Below are 14,933 nucleotides of genomic sequence, written 5' to 3'. Positions count from 1 at the left end.
AAACTTAGAATTATTAAATCCAGAAGTGCTTGATATGGTAGATATTGATGTTTGTAAATTTCAAAATGACTCAGGTAAAATAGGAGCACTTTATAAATATTTGAATAGTTAGTAAATATTTTATAAATGGGAGGGGATCTACATGAAACATAAAAAGACTATTACATCAACTATTGTAGCGTTAAGTTTATTTGGGGCAACACCTATAATAGGACATGCGCTTCTTGAATCAGACCAAAAAATTCAAGAAGAGACAGGGCAGCCATTTTCATCATATTGGTATCCAAAAGAACTTTTAGCATGGAGTCCAAATAATGACAAAGATGCTAAGTTTAATATTGGAACAGTTCCACTACAGGCAAGGACAAAAGGAGATGTTGTTAAAAATTCACAAAATGATGAAGCCAAGGTTATATCATTAGCTATAGCCAATAAAACAACCAGTTCTACTCCATCTCAAGGTAAAACTGAATTTGAAGGATACAATTTTAGCTATTGGCAATACATTGATACATTAGTTGCTTGGGGAGGATCAGCAGGTGAAGGACTAATGGTTCCACCGAGTGCAGATATAATAGATTCAGCACATACAAATGGGGTTCCGGTTTTAGGTACTGTATTTTTTCCTCCAGAAGATTATGGAGGTAAATTCGAATGGATGCATGAATTTTTAGTTAAAGATAAAGATGGAAATTTTCCAATGGCACATAAATTAGTAGAAGTGGCACAATATTATAATTTTGATGGATGGTTTATAAATCAAGAAACTGGAAATAGAGGATCAGATTATATAAATCCAGAACTTGCAGATTTAATGAAAGAGTTCTTAGAATACTTACAAAAGATAAAGCCAAAAAATATGGAAATCGTATGGTATGACTCTATGATTGATGATGGTAGAGTCTTTTGGCAAAATAGGTTAAATCAATATAATCAAAATTTTTTAGGTGAAAAGGGAAAAGAGCTATCTGATAGTATGTTTTTAAATTTTTGGTGGACTGAGGATAGATATTCAGTAGTAGATCCAAATAATGATGATAATAGACTTATATATAATGTAACAGGGAATGAGCTTAAAGAGTCTGGTGATTTAGCAAAAAGAATGGGAAGAGATAAATACGATTTATATGCAGGGGTTGATGTTCAAGCTAATGGATATAATACGCCTATAAAATGGAATTACTTATTCCCTAAAAATCAAGAGGCTAACACATCTTTAGGATTATACTGCCCATCTTGGACTTATGATTCATCAAAAACAGTAGATGAATTTTTACAAAAAGAAAGTAGGTTTTGGGTTAATGAAAAAGGAGATCCAAGAAGTCAGAGTAGTGAAGCATGGAAAGGTATTTCTAATAATATAGTTGAAAAAAGTCCAATAACACAGTTACCATTTGTAACTAACTTCTCTATGGGTAATGGTGAATTTTTCAATGTCGATGGAGTGCAGGTATCAGCAAAGGATTGGAATCATAGAGGAATGATGGATATACTTCCTACGTACAGATGGATAATTGATAATAATAAAAATAATTTAACTGCTAATATTGATTATAAAAATGCTTATTATGGAGGTAATTCGATAGGTATAAATGGCAGTTTAGCAAATGGAGGAACAACTAAGGTAAAACTATTTGCAACTGATTTAGAGCTAACTAATAACAGTGAGGTTAGTATAAAGTACAAAGAAAGTGGAGGGAATTCTAGTATTAAATTAGAATTTGAACTAGAGAATGGTGAGAATAAAATAATCAACTTAGAATCTAAACAAAGTGGGGAATGGATAGATGCAAAAGCATCTCTAAGCCAATTTAAAAAGTCAAAAATAAAAGAAATTTCTTTAATTATAGAAGGAAAAGAATTGTCTAGTTCATACAATTTAAATTTAGGGCAGATATCTGTAAATAACAAAAATACTAAAGACAAAGTGTCCAAGATAAAAAATTTAAAAGTGGAAGATTTTAAAGTAATAGATAATTATTATGGTAATGCAAGGCTAACTTGGGATAAATCAGAAAAGAATATTAGCCATTATGAAATATATTTAGAGCATAGTAATGGGCATAGAGAGCTAGTAGGGTCTACACCAACCAATGCTTTTTATGTAAAAGATATTGAGAGAGACCTTCAATTAGACTCTAAAACTAATTTTATAGTTAAACCTGTAAGTAATTTGTTTAAAAGTGAAGAAAAAAATGAAGCGAAAACTACTGTAAAATGGCCAAATTTAGAAGTTCCAAAAGCTGACTTTGAAGTTAGCTCACCGATAGTTTCACCTGGGCAGTCTGTAAACTTTAAAGATAAATCTTTAGCAGGAGAAACTGTTAAATGGAAAATAGAAGGACTAAATAAAAGTGAAGAAGTAACAGGAAATGAAGTTAGTATCAAATTTGATAAACCAGGAGTGTATTCTGTAACACAGATAGTATCAAATCCAGCGGGAGATACTGTAAATAAAAAAGATGATTATATAGTTGTAAGCAGCCAAGCTAAAGACGGGTTAAAGAATTTAGCTTTAAATAAAGAAGCAATTGCAAATGCAAAAACTAATGAAAATGAAGATGCTAAGTTTGCTTTTGATGGTAAATTAAATAGTAAATGGTGTGCACTTGGAGAAAGTGGAAACTATATACAAGTAGACTTAGGGAAAGAAAATGTTATAAAACAATTAAGAATTAGTCATGCTGAAGCAGGTGGAGAGGCTAAAAGTATGAACACATCTCAGTATAATATAGAAGTTAGTAATGATGGGCAACGTTGGAGAAAAATAAAAGATGTTACAAATAACTCAAGTTCAATATCTAATGATGACTTAAATTATGAACTAGCTAGGTACATAAAAGTTAATATAAATAAATCAGAACAAGGTTCTGGGGGAGCAACTAGGATTTATGAAATAGAAGCTTTAGGGTTAGATACTAATAAAATAACTATTATAGATAATAAAGAAACTTTAATTAACTTTATTAACAAAGTCAATGAATTAGAATCTTTATATAAAGATTCAGAAACAACTAATGAAAATTTTGAAAAAATACTATACAGAGCAAAACAAATTATAGAAATTGTTGAAGTTGATAAAGAAGAAATATTAAAGGTACAAAATGATTTAGAAGGTGCTTTTAATGAAATGAAAAGTATATAAAATGAAATTACAAGCTGATGTAAAACACATCGGCTTGTATAATATAAAGGAGAAAAAATGTTTGGGAAAATATTAGATTATAATATAAAAAACAATATTATAAATATACAATATGAAAAAATAGAAACCAAAGTAAGTATAGTAAATTCTAATATAATAAATTTTTTCGCACCAATATTTAGAAAAAAGCAAACTTCATATGCTATAGAAAATTTAAAGTTTGAAGAGTGTGATTTTGAGGTAGTTAAGATAAATGACTACATACAAATCAATACAAGTGAACTGACTGTAAACATATATGATGAATTTAAGGTAGATATATATAATAAACTTGGAGAATTACTATGTGAGGACTATAGAGGCAAAAGAGATCCATTTATAAAAAACTGTGCAGGACGATTAGACATAGCAATGCAAGAAGGACATAAACCTAATGAGCATATGGACTTTAAAGTGTTTATACAAAAGAAGCTAGAAGATGATATGTATTTTTATGGATTTGGAGAAAAAACAGGGCATTTAAATAAAAGGAATTGTCACTATTTAAATTGGAATACAGATGATCCAAGTCCACATGGAGAAACTTACGAGAAACTATATAAATCTATACCATTTTTTATAAATCTTAGAAAAGAAAATGCTTTTGGGATTTTCTTTGACAATACATTTGAAACTCATTTTGACATAGGTAAGGAAAATTCAAAATATTACTATTTCGCATCGGTAGATGGAAATATAGATTACTATTTTATATATGGACCATCGGTAAAAAGTGTATTAAAAGGATATACTCACTTAACTGGAACTACGCCGCTTCCACAAATGTGGACATTAGGATATCAGCAATGTAGGTGGGCTTATTGCCCTGAAGAAAATGTTATGGAAATTTCTAAAAAATTTAGAGAAAAAGAAATTCCATGTGATTGCATATATTTAGATATAGAGTATATGAATGGATTTAGAGTTTTTACATGGGATGATAAAAAATTTCCAGATCCTAAGAATATGATAAAAAAACTAAACAAAGATGGATTTAAGCTAGTTACAATTATAGATCCAGGCGTAAAAGTTGATAAAGATTATAAGATTTTTAATGAAGGACTTAAAAAAGGGTATTTTGCAACAAATAAAGATGGAATTGTACATACGGGGTGGGTTTGGCCAGGACACTCTGTATTCCCGGATTTTATAAATACAGAAGTTAGAAATTGGTGGGCAGAAAATCAAAAGATTCTAACAGATATAGGGGTTTCAGGAATTTGGAATGATATGAATGAGCCTGCAAATTTAGGGGTTGAACTACCTTTAGATTTAAAGTTTAACAATGATGGAGAAATTGTAGAACATAAAGAAGTTCATAATGTGTATGGGCATATGATGGATAAAGCTACTTATGAAGGAATCAAAAAAAGTACAAATAAAAGACCATTCGTAGTTACTAGAGCATGTTATGCAGGGACTCAAAAGTACTCAACTGCATGGACTGGAGATAATCAAAGTACATGGGAACATTTAAGAATGAGCGTTCCAATGCTTATGAATTTAGGTATTAGTGGTATGGCGTTTTGTGGAACTGATGTAGGTGGATTTGGATATGACACTACTCCAGAACTTTTAAGTAGATGGGTACAAGTTGGAGCATTTACACCATTATTTAGAAATCACACAACTATATACTCTAGAGATCAAGAACCTTGGGCATTTGATAAGACTACAGAAGATATAAATAAAAAATATATCAAATTAAGATATAAATTAATTCCATATATGTATGATTTGTTTAAGGAGTGTGAAGACAATGGACTTCCTATTATAAGACCGTTGCTACTTCATTATCAAAATGATATTGATACATATGAAATAAATGACCAATTCATGTTTGGTGAAAAAATTATGGTAGCTCCAATTCTAGAACAAGGTAAAAAAGCTAGAATGGTATACTTACCTAAAGGAAGCAATTGGGTTGATTATTGGAATAAAAAGAAATTTAAAGGAGGGCAATATATAATAAAAGAAACTCCTTTAGATGTGTGTCCTATATATGTCAAGGAAGGCTCTATAATACCAAATTATCCAAGTATCAACTATATAGGAGAAAAGGAAGTTGATGAACTCACTTTAGATATATATCCATACGAAAGTAATTTCAAGTATACTCACTATCAAGATAATGGGGAAGATTTCAAATACAAAGATGGAGAATATAACTTATATGAGTTTAACGTAAGTTCAGATGAGAATATAGAATTTAAAAGTTCGGTTTTAAATAATGGTTACGAAAATTCTTATAAAAGTTTAAAACTTATATTTAATGGCGTAAAAGCTGAAAAGGTATATGAAGGAGATAAAACCATAGACTTTAAAATTTTAAATGGAAATACTATTATAAAGGTTAAAAATTTAGACTTTAGCATAAAAATAATATAACAAATAAAGAGGTAATGAAAAATTACCTCTTTATTTATTACATGATTAAATAAAGTATATTACAATTAATATTATAATAGTAAGGAGGTGAGAAAGATTGGAATTAACGATAAGACCAGTTGAAGTTGAAGATTCAAAAGATATAAATGAAATAAGACGAATGAAGGGCGTTATGGAAAATATGCTAGCAATAAGTAGCGAAAGGTTAGATAGAACAAAGAGGCACACTGAGAGCCTAGATTTAAATACACATATTCTCGTAGCTGAATTAAGAGAAAATGAGCGTAAAAAAGTAGTTGGAATCGTATCTTTAAATGTTAACTCATCACCGAGATTAAGGCATAGTGGTGGATTAGGAATAAGCGTACATGCAGATTATCAAAGTATGGGAATAGGAAAAAAATTAATGGAAGAGATACTAGATTTAGCAGATAATTGGCTTATGTTAACAAGAATTGAATTGGGTGTATACCCAGATAATAATAAAGCTATAAAGTTGTATGAAAATTTTGGGTTTAAAAAAGAAGGTATAAAAAAATATGCAGCTATAAAAAATGGAATTTATGTAGATGAAATTATAATGGGTAGATATAATGAAAAAATAATTAAAAATTAAATTAAAAAGTGTAGAGGTGATTTATGGAAAAAAGGTTAGCCCTTTTAATAGATAACTATGAGTCATTGAAAAAAGTGAATACATCATCATGGATGGGATTGATAATACATGGATGTGCACTTGAGTATACACTAAAAGATAAAAAAATAAATACAAATCTAGTAAACGAGAGTATGGAAATTATAAGAGAAAACACCTCTATATTCTCTGACTTTAGAGGCAAAAGTTCAATAAATACAGCAATAATACTATCATTTCAAGCAAATCCCAAGTCTAGCTTCGATGAAATTTTAAATATCCACAAAAAATTGAAATTAAATAAATTTTGCTCAGGAGATTGTTTAGCATTAGTATCAAATGTAATATTTGAAAATAAGGATAAGATAAATATAGATGAGTGCATAGAAAAAATGAGATATGTATACAGATCTATGATACAAAATCATCCATTTTCAATAAGTGTAGAGGAATACATGATAACATGTATAATCGCAATAAGCTCAAGTGATATTGAAGAAGAACTAAACAACATGGAAATAGCATATGAGTATTTAATGAAAAATGGATTTCATAACAGTAGAACTCTTCAAAGTTTATCGCATGTTCTTTCTTTTAACAAAAACAAGGAAACACTTAATAGATGTATAGAGATAAAAAAGGAATTAGAAAAAAATAAATGTAAAATTCATGAGTTTGGATATCCGCTAATAGGCGTTATGGCACTTATAGATATAAAAGATATAAATCATCTAATAGAAGAAATTAAACATATATCAGATACTTTAAAGGAGCATCAAGGGTATGGAAACTTTATTCTAGGAGAAAGATACAGAAACATGATTAGTACAGTTATTGCATTATCTAAATATATTGATGATATAGAAATTAATAGTATAATAATGGATAAAATTATATCAAATATTAATCAAGCCATGAATATAGCTACAAATGCAGCCACAACAAGTTCAATAGTTACATATAATTCATCTACATAGCCATGAAAATAAGAAAATAAACTTAAGAGCTATAATACTTAGGTTTATTTTCTTATTTTTATGAATTTATTTTAAAACTGATAAAAGTATAAATGTGTTTTAAAGTATAAAAGATTATTTTAAAAGACAATAATAAATATGATATAATAAAGGTTACGAAAAACAGGAATTTTAAAAGGAGCGTGTACATAAATGAAATGGGCAGAAATAACTATTAAAACAACAACGGAAGCAGTTGAAGCTATAACTAATATATTATATGAACAAAATGTAGGTGGAGTATCAATAGAAGATCCTAAGGATTTTAAATTCCAAAAGAAACATGAATATGATTGGGATTTTGTTGAAGAAGAAATATTTAACAGCGGATATGATGGAGTTATAATAAAAACTTATATAACAGAAGAAAGAGATGTATCTGATGATATAAAATTAATAAAAGAAAAAATAGAGGGACTTAAAGAATTCGGAATAGATGTAGGAGAAGCTATAGTTGAACTTTCTCAAGTAGATGAAGAAGATTGGGCAAATGAATGGAAAAACTACTACAAACCAACTAAAATAGGTGAGAAAATAGTAGTAAAGCCAACTTGGGAAGATTATGAAGCTAACGATACTGATTTAATAATAGAGTTAGATCCAGGAATGGCATTTGGAACGGGTACACATGAAACTACAAGTATGTGTATAAGAGAGTTAGAAAAGTATGTTAAACCAGAATCTAAAGTTTTTGATATAGGTTGTGGAAGTGGGATACTTGCAATAGCAGCGGCAAAATTAGGAGCTAAAGACGTATTAGCTGTTGATTTAGATGAGGTTGCTGTAAAGGTTTCAAAAGAAAATATAGAGTTAAACAAAGTAGAAGGTAGTGTTAATGCACTTCACGGAAACTTAATGGAAGTTGTAAAGGATAAAGCAGATATAGTTGTAGCAAATATAATAGCGGATATAATAAAAATACTAGCAAAAGATATAAAACAATTTATGAAAGATGATGCTGTATTTATATCTTCAGGAATAATACATGCCAAAGTAGATGAAGTTAAAGAAGCTTTAACTAAAAATGGACTTGAAATAGTACATGTAGAGTCTTTAGGCGAGTGGAACGCTATAGTATCTAAAATAGCAAAGTAGGTGAATTGCATGGATAGATTTTTTGTAGGAAAGAAAAATATAAACCTTGAAAATAAGACATGTATTATAGAAGGTGAAGATGTAAAACATATTTCTAAAGTTTTAAGATGTAGAATTGGAGAAGAACTAGAAATATGTGATAATGACAACAATGAATACATATGTGAAATAACTAATATAGATAAGTCTCAAGTTGAACTTAATATAGTAGAAGTTGTAGACATAAAAAGAGAGTCTGATCTGAAAATAAAAGTGTATCAAGGCCTTCCAAAAGGACCTAAGATGGAAATGATACTTCAAAAGTTAACTGAAGTTGGAGTAGATGAGATAATTCTAGTTCAGACAAAGAGAACTGTTGTTAAAGTTGATGATAAAAAAGAAGACAAGAAAATCGAAAGATGGGAAAGAATAATATATGAAGCTGCAAAGCAAAGCAAGCGTGGAAAAATTCCAAAATTAAGAGGAGTTTTAAGCTTTAAGGAAGCACTAGCTGACATGAAAGAAAATGACTTTAATATAGCTCCGTATGAAAATGAAAGAACAAAATCGATTAAACAAGCTATAAAAGGTGTAGATATAAAAAATATAGGTATTTTCGTAGGACCAGAAGGCGGATTTGAAGATACTGAAATTAAGGCTATAGAAGAAATAGGTGGACAATCAGTGTCTCTTGGGCCTAGAATTCTAAGAACTGAAACAGCATCGCTTGTTGCATCATCTATAGTGTTATACGAATTAAGTGACTTAGGAGGAAATGATTAGAGTGAAAAAAGTAGCTTTTTATACTTTAGGATGTAAAGTAAATCAATATGAAACAGAAGCTATGCTTGAGATGTTTAAAAAAGATGGATATACTCAAGTCGATAGTGAAGAATTTGCGGATGTTTATGTTATAAATACATGTACAGTAACACATATGAGTGATAGAAAATCACGTCAATATATAAGAAGAATGAAAAAGAAAAATCCAGACGCTATAATAGCTGTTGTGGGATGCTACTCTCAAGTTTCTCCAGAAGAAATTTTAGAAATAGAAGAAGTAAATTTAGTTATGGGAACTAATGAGAGAAGACAAATAGTTGAAGAAATAAAAAAATTAGATGCATCTAAAAAAGCTAGTACAGTTGATGACATAATGAAAGTAAGAGCTTTTGAAGAAATTGAAATAAATCAAGCTAATGGAAGAACTAGAGCATTTATGAAAATTCAAGATGGATGCGATAGATTCTGTTCTTACTGTATAATACCTTACGCAAGAGGTGGGAAGGTAAGAAGTAGAGATTTAGAGAGTGTAGTAAATGAAGCTAAGAAGTTAGCTGATAATGGATACACAGAGATAGTTTTAACTGGTATACATGTTGCATCTTATGGAAAAGATGTTAGCGAAGCTGAAGTTAATTTATTAAGTGTTATAAAGGCTATAAATGAAATTGATGGAGTTAAGAGAATAAGATTAAGTTCAGTAGAGCCTATATTAATGACTGATGAATTTATAGACACAGTTTCTAAAATGCCAAAAGTATGTCCTCATTTCCATTTATCATTACAAAGTGGATGTGATGAAACGTTAAAAAGAATGAACCGAAGATACACTACAGAAGAATATAAGGAAATAGTTGATAAATTAAGAGATAAAATGCCTGAAGTGGCAATAACTACAGATGTAATAGTTGGATTCCCAGGAGAAACTAATGATGAATTTAATCAGACATATAAGTTTTTAAGTGATATAAAACTTTCACAAATGCATGTGTTTAAGTACTCTCCAAGAAAAGGAACACCAGCATCAACTATGGAAAATCAAATAGATCCTCAAATGAAGCAACTAAGAAGTGATAAATTAATAGCATTAAATAAAAAGAATTTTAATGAGTTTGCAGAAAACTTTATAGGAGAAGAGTTTGAAGTACTATTTGAACAAAATATAGAAGGCAAAAAATATGAAGGTTTAACACCTAACTATATAAGAGTAGTAGTTGAAAGTGATGAAGATATACATGGTAAGATATTAAATACTAAAATATTACATGTAAAAGATGAATACGTAGAAGGAATTTTAGTATAATATGTAGAAATAATAACTCTTAACAGATAGGAGGTGTAAATATGAGCTGTATATTTTGTAAAATTATAAATGGAGAAATACCATCAAACAAAGTTTATGAAGATGATAAAGTCTTAGCTTTTAATGATATAAATCCTGTTGCACCATTACATGTTTTAGTTATACCTAAAGAGCATTATGAATCAATAATAGACATAGGCGAAGAAAATATGGAAATAATTGCACACATTCATAAGGTTATTAATAAAATAGTTAAAGAAAAAGGATATGACAAAACGGGATTTAGAATAATAAATAACTGTGGAAGTGATGGATGCCAAGAGGTTAAGCATATTCATTATCATGTATTAGCAGGAAAGAAATTAGATTGGTATGATGCTGAGAAGTAATATATAAATTAAACTTTTAGATGTATTATTCATAAAAATACTTGAAAAAAAAATAAGATTAGTTTATAATAAACAAAGTGTGAGGTTGTAATGCATATTATGCAGATATAATCGAGTTACAGTCCCAGCATAATTTGCGCTATCGGAGGGAGGGAAAAAGAATGTCAGAAGTAAGAGTAAGAGAAAATGAAACATTAGACAGCGCCTTAAGAAGATTTAAGCGTTCATGTGCTATGTCTGGCATAATGTCTGAAGTAAGAAAAAGAGAACACTATGATAAGCCAAGCGTAAGACGTAAGAAAAAAGCTGAAGCTGCAAGAAGAAAAAACGCTAAGAAATAATTTTTGTAGATAAGAGGTGAAGGGATATGTCCCTTAAAGCAAAGTTACAAGAAGACTTAAAACTTGCTATGAAAAACAAAGATACAGTAAAAAAATCTGTTGTTACATTAATAAGAGCTGAAATCAAGCAGCGTGAAGTTGACACTAGAACAGAACTTGGTGATGACGAAATTATAGACGTAATAACAAAACAGTTAAAGCAACGTAGAGATGCAAAAACTGAATTTGCAAAAGCATCAAGAGACGATTTAGTTCAAGAAGCCGAAGCTGAGATTGAAGTATTAATGGAATACCTACCTCGACAGCTGAGCAAAGAAGAATTAAATGAGATAGTCAAAGATACTATATCTGAAGTAGGAGCTACTTCTATGAAAGATATGGGAAAAATCATGGCAGCTATAAAACCGAAAACAAAAGGTGTAGCTGACGGAAAAATGATAAATGAGTTAGTTAAATCTAACTTACAATAGATAGAAAAACCTAGAGCGAATGCTCTAGGTTTTTTGCTTTTTATTTTACTTTATAATCTTTGTCCAAAAAAATGGAATAATATTACTTACTCTCTCATATTTATAAATTAAATAGAGGATAAAGAGAGGGTGAATTCATTGATCATATCTACAAAAGAAATAAAAAAGTTTATAATAAGTGTTTTTATACCTATTATAGTTGGGTTTTCGAGTAGCTTTATATCTGAATTCTTAAGTCAAACAAATACAAGTACATATTATTCAAATTTAATAAAACCAGGTTTTTTCCCTCCGGGGTATGTATTCCCGATAGTATGGACTATTTTGTACGTACTTATGGGGATATCAGCTTATTTAATTTCTAAAAAAGGATTGAATACACTTAAAGTAAGAGATGCTATGTTTTATTATTACTTACAATTAGGGTTGAACTTTATATGGCCTATTTTATTCTTTGGATTAGGGCTTAGATTCACAGCTTTGATAGTTATAGGACTTATGATAATAATTGTATTAATTATGATAATTAAATTTGCTAAAATTGACAAAAGAGCAGCTTATATAAATTTACCATATTTAGCTTGGTTATTTTATGCATTCTTTTTAAATTACGTTATATGGTCAATAAATAGATAAAAATAAAAGCCGGCTTGGCTTTATTTTTTTTGAAATAAAAGTCTCAAAATTTATTAAAGGAACATACTATTATATTAAGGCTTCGGAACTAATACAAGTAATTAAAATAAAAAAAGGACATAGAATATATTAAGGGGGTTATGAGTATGATAGAAATTCCTACTGATTTACAGGTAAATCAACCTACAGTTACTGTTTTGGGGAATACATTTATAAGTATAGAAAACTACAAATCCATACTAGAATACGATGTAAATTTAATTAAAATAAAAACAAAGTTAAATACTATAAAAATATGTGGTGAAAAGTTATATTTAAAGCATATTACTGATACGGAGATAGGAATAAAAGGAATTATATATAGTGTAGAATACACTACATAGGGGGGAGTTGCATTTGATAAGTTATATTAAAGGTTACTATGTAGTAACTATAGAGGGGATAAATACAGAAAAATTTTTAAACACATTAATAAGAAATAAAGTTAATGTTTATGATGTAAAACGAATTTCAAACACTAAAATTGAGCTTAAGGTTGATAGGAAAAGTATTAGGGCGTTTAAAAGTATTTATAGAGGAAGCAAGTTTGAGGTTAAAATAAAGCAAAAAACAGGAGTGCCTTTTTTGGCTAGGCGTATATATAGATACAAAGGAATGTGGATATGTGCTATGCTTTCCTTGGTTTTATTAATGAGTACATCATTATTTGTAACAGATGTATATATAAAAGCTCCAGAGGGAATTGACAAAGTGCTTGTAAGGAAGGAACTTGAAAAAGCAGGTGTAAGGCCTGGGGTGTATAAAAAGGGCATAGATAGAAAAGAAGTAAGAGACCAAATTATGGGAGAGTTTGGTGATATTGCTTATGTGTCTATAAATGTAAAAGGAACTAATATATTTGTTACAATAACAAAGAAAGATGAATCATTACAAGAGAAAAAAGAAACTAATTATTGTAATATAATTGCTAAGAAAAATGGTATAATAGAAAAGGTAATACCAAGAAGTGGTAAACAAGTCACTAATGTAGGTGATATAGTAAGAAAAGGAGACGTATTAGTATCGGGATCGAATACTAAATCTCTACCAGAAGTATGGGCAACTACATTTTATGAGTCAAAACAAAGTACAAATTACATAGATAAGGTTAAAACTAGAACTGGTAATAAAAAAACAGTATATACATTTAGCTTCTATGATAAAAAATATACATTAAGAAGAAATATAGACTTTAAAAATTATGAAATCGAAAATAAAGAACATGTTTTAACTATTGGAGACTACACTTTTCCTTTAAAAATAAAGTCTAGTATTTTCCATGAAGTAAATGTAAAAGAAGTTGAGAAAAATAAAGAAGAAGTAAAAGAAGATTTAAAACAAAAGGCTCTTAAAGAACTTGAATACACTATTCCTGTTGATTCAAGATATAAAGATGTTAAGCATCAATATAAAGTTAAAAAAGATAAATTAGAGTACATAGTAACTGTTACAACTTTAGAAAATATAGCTAAGGTACACTCTTTAAGCAAATCGGAAGCTGAAGAATTAATTAGACAAGAAAGTAAGCCTAAAGAAGGTGAAGAAGAAGTACCTTCAAATCCAGATAAAAGACCTATTAATGATATAAGAAATGAATTTAAGGATATAAATAAAGATAAAGATGCAAAAGATAAAGAGGAAGTTCAAACAAGGGATAACTAAGGAGGATAAACGTTGATAGTACAGAAGAGTTTTGAAATAACAGATGATAAATTTGAAAGAGAACTATTTGGAAACTTTGACGAAAATATAAAAATAATAGAGAAGAGTTTAAATGTAGATGTACTGTTAAGAGAAGGCAATATAGTTTTAATAGGCCAAAATAAAAATGTAGAAAAAGCTATAGAATTTATAAATGAATTATATAAAAATTTTAAAATAGGTAAAACTTTAGATAAACAGAGTATTACTTATGCTATAGAATTATTAAATGAAGGAAATAAAGAGCAAATAGAAGAATTAGAAGATACTATAGCTGTAACAAAAAAAGGTAGAGAAGTTAAACCAAAAACAATAGGACAAAAACATTATATAAATCTTATTAGAAACAATGATATAACACTTGGAGTTGGGCCAGCAGGCACAGGTAAAACATATCTTGCAGTAGCTATGGCAGTTAGAGCTTTTAAAAAAGAGGAAATAAGCAGAATTATATTAACTAGACCAGCTGTTGAGGCAGGCGAGAGCTTAGGATTTTTACCAGGAGATATGAAAGATAAAGTAGACCCTTATTTACGACCTCTTTACGATGCATTATTTGATATGTTAGGTGATGAAAAATGTGCTAAGTATATTGAAAGAGGTATAATAGAAGTGGCTCCATTAGCTTTTATGAGAGGAAGAACTCTAGATAATGCATTTATAATTTTAGATGAAGCTCAAAACACAACTCCAGAGCAAATGAAGATGTTTCTAACTAGATTAGGGTTTGGATCAAAAGCTGTAGTTACCGGAGATTTAACACAAGTAGATTTACCAAATAAATATAAAAGTGGATTAATTCAAGCTATGGATGTTTTAAAAGATGTAGATGGAGTTGGTATAAATAAATTTACAGAAAAAGATGTCGTTAGACATGAATTAGTACAACGAATAATTAAAGCTTATGAAAAGTTTGATGAAGAACAAGAGTTAAATAAATTTAATGATGATAGAAACAAAAGAAATAGGAGATAA

General features: G+C 29.1%; 14 protein-coding genes. All 14 read left to right on the top strand.

The window, feature by feature from the left end; all coding sequences use genetic code 11:
- The first annotated feature begins 142 nt into the window (after positions 1–142).
- The 14 genes from ACRDDE_RS09045 (at position 143) to ACRDDE_RS08980 (ending at position 14,933) form a co-directional block, all read left to right on the top strand.
- On the top strand, positions 143–3,145 hold the full coding sequence (locus ACRDDE_RS09045; RefSeq protein WP_438626938.1) for an endo-beta-N-acetylglucosaminidase: 3,003 nt from the start codon (positions 143–145) through the stop codon (positions 3,143–3,145).
- A gap of 57 nt (positions 3,146–3,202) precedes the next feature.
- A complete protein-coding gene (locus ACRDDE_RS09040) occupies positions 3,203–5,572 on the top strand; it encodes a glycoside hydrolase family 31 protein (RefSeq protein ID WP_438626937.1) in 2,370 nt (789 codons plus the stop codon).
- Positions 5,573–5,669: 97 nt separating this feature from the next.
- A complete protein-coding gene (locus ACRDDE_RS09035; RefSeq protein ID WP_438626936.1) occupies positions 5,670–6,188 on the top strand; it encodes a GNAT family N-acetyltransferase in 519 nt (172 codons plus the stop codon).
- Positions 6,189–6,211: 23 nt separating this feature from the next.
- On the top strand, positions 6,212–7,183 hold the full coding sequence (locus tag ACRDDE_RS09030; RefSeq protein ID WP_438626935.1) for a DUF4003 family protein: 972 nt from the start codon (positions 6,212–6,214) through the stop codon (positions 7,181–7,183).
- A gap of 192 nt (positions 7,184–7,375) precedes the next feature.
- Positions 7,376–8,317 carry a 50S ribosomal protein L11 methyltransferase gene (gene prmA / locus ACRDDE_RS09025; RefSeq protein ID WP_438626934.1) on the top strand — a complete coding sequence of 314 codons (942 nt, stop codon included), beginning with the start codon at positions 7,376–7,378 and terminating at the stop codon, positions 8,315–8,317.
- Positions 8,318–8,326: 9 nt separating this feature from the next.
- A complete protein-coding gene (locus tag ACRDDE_RS09020; protein ID WP_438626933.1) occupies positions 8,327–9,079 on the top strand; it encodes a 16S rRNA (uracil(1498)-N(3))-methyltransferase in 753 nt (250 codons plus the stop codon).
- 1 nt (position 9,080) lies between these two features.
- The gene (mtaB, locus tag ACRDDE_RS09015) at positions 9,081–10,382 is read left to right on the top strand and encodes a tRNA (N(6)-L-threonylcarbamoyladenosine(37)-C(2))-methylthiotransferase MtaB (RefSeq protein ID WP_438626932.1); all 1,302 of its coding nucleotides are present in this window, start codon (positions 9,081–9,083) and stop codon (positions 10,380–10,382) included.
- 41 nt (positions 10,383–10,423) lie between these two features.
- Positions 10,424–10,771, top strand: coding sequence for a histidine triad nucleotide-binding protein (locus ACRDDE_RS09010; RefSeq protein ID WP_316706022.1), 348 nt, complete (start codon positions 10,424–10,426; stop codon positions 10,769–10,771).
- A 161-nt stretch (positions 10,772–10,932) separates the two neighbouring features.
- A complete protein-coding gene (gene rpsU, locus ACRDDE_RS09005) occupies positions 10,933–11,112 on the top strand; it encodes a 30S ribosomal protein S21 (protein WP_021125460.1) in 180 nt (59 codons plus the stop codon).
- A gap of 26 nt (positions 11,113–11,138) precedes the next feature.
- Positions 11,139–11,582 carry a GatB/YqeY domain-containing protein gene (locus ACRDDE_RS09000; RefSeq protein WP_021429856.1) on the top strand — a complete coding sequence of 148 codons (444 nt, stop codon included), beginning with the start codon at positions 11,139–11,141 and terminating at the stop codon, positions 11,580–11,582.
- 138 nt (positions 11,583–11,720) lie between these two features.
- Positions 11,721–12,218 (top strand): TspO/MBR family protein, encoded by a 498-nt coding sequence (locus tag ACRDDE_RS08995; protein WP_438626931.1) that lies wholly within the window; start codon positions 11,721–11,723, stop codon positions 12,216–12,218.
- Positions 12,219–12,364: 146 nt separating this feature from the next.
- Complete coding sequence (locus tag ACRDDE_RS08990; protein ID WP_438626930.1) at positions 12,365–12,601, top strand: YabP/YqfC family sporulation protein; 237 nt, start codon at positions 12,365–12,367, stop codon at positions 12,599–12,601.
- Between the two features lie 13 nt (positions 12,602–12,614).
- On the top strand, positions 12,615–13,919 hold the full coding sequence (locus tag ACRDDE_RS08985) for a sporulation protein YqfD (RefSeq protein WP_438626929.1): 1,305 nt from the start codon (positions 12,615–12,617) through the stop codon (positions 13,917–13,919).
- Positions 13,920–13,931: 12 nt separating this feature from the next.
- Positions 13,932–14,933, top strand: coding sequence for a PhoH family protein (locus ACRDDE_RS08980; protein WP_438626928.1), 1,002 nt, complete (start codon positions 13,932–13,934; stop codon positions 14,931–14,933).

Origin of the sequence: Paraclostridium sp., from assembly GCF_051656405.1 — a bacterium.
GTDB lineage: Bacteria > Bacillota > Clostridia > Peptostreptococcales > Peptostreptococcaceae > Paraclostridium.
The sequence above is the reverse complement of the archived record's forward strand: the minus strand, read 5'-3'. Positions and strand labels throughout refer to the sequence as shown.

Coding starts and splice junctions, on each gene's coding strand:
- ACRDDE_RS09045 (WP_438626938.1), top strand. CDS start 143: ATGAAACATAAAAAGACTATTACATCAACTATTGTAGCGTTAAGTTTA.
- ACRDDE_RS09040 (WP_438626937.1), top strand. CDS start 3,203: ATGTTTGGGAAAATATTAGATTATAATATAAAAAACAATATTATAAAT.
- ACRDDE_RS09030 (WP_438626935.1), top strand. CDS start 6,212: ATGGAAAAAAGGTTAGCCCTTTTAATAGATAACTATGAGTCATTGAAA.
- prmA (WP_438626934.1), top strand. CDS start 7,376: ATGAAATGGGCAGAAATAACTATTAAAACAACAACGGAAGCAGTTGAA.
- ACRDDE_RS09020 (WP_438626933.1), top strand. CDS start 8,327: ATGGATAGATTTTTTGTAGGAAAGAAAAATATAAACCTTGAAAATAAG.
- ACRDDE_RS09010 (WP_316706022.1), top strand. CDS start 10,424: ATGAGCTGTATATTTTGTAAAATTATAAATGGAGAAATACCATCAAAC.
- rpsU (WP_021125460.1), top strand. CDS start 10,933: ATGTCAGAAGTAAGAGTAAGAGAAAATGAAACATTAGACAGCGCCTTA.
- ACRDDE_RS09000 (WP_021429856.1), top strand. CDS start 11,139: ATGTCCCTTAAAGCAAAGTTACAAGAAGACTTAAAACTTGCTATGAAA.
- ACRDDE_RS08990 (WP_438626930.1), top strand. CDS start 12,365: ATGATAGAAATTCCTACTGATTTACAGGTAAATCAACCTACAGTTACT.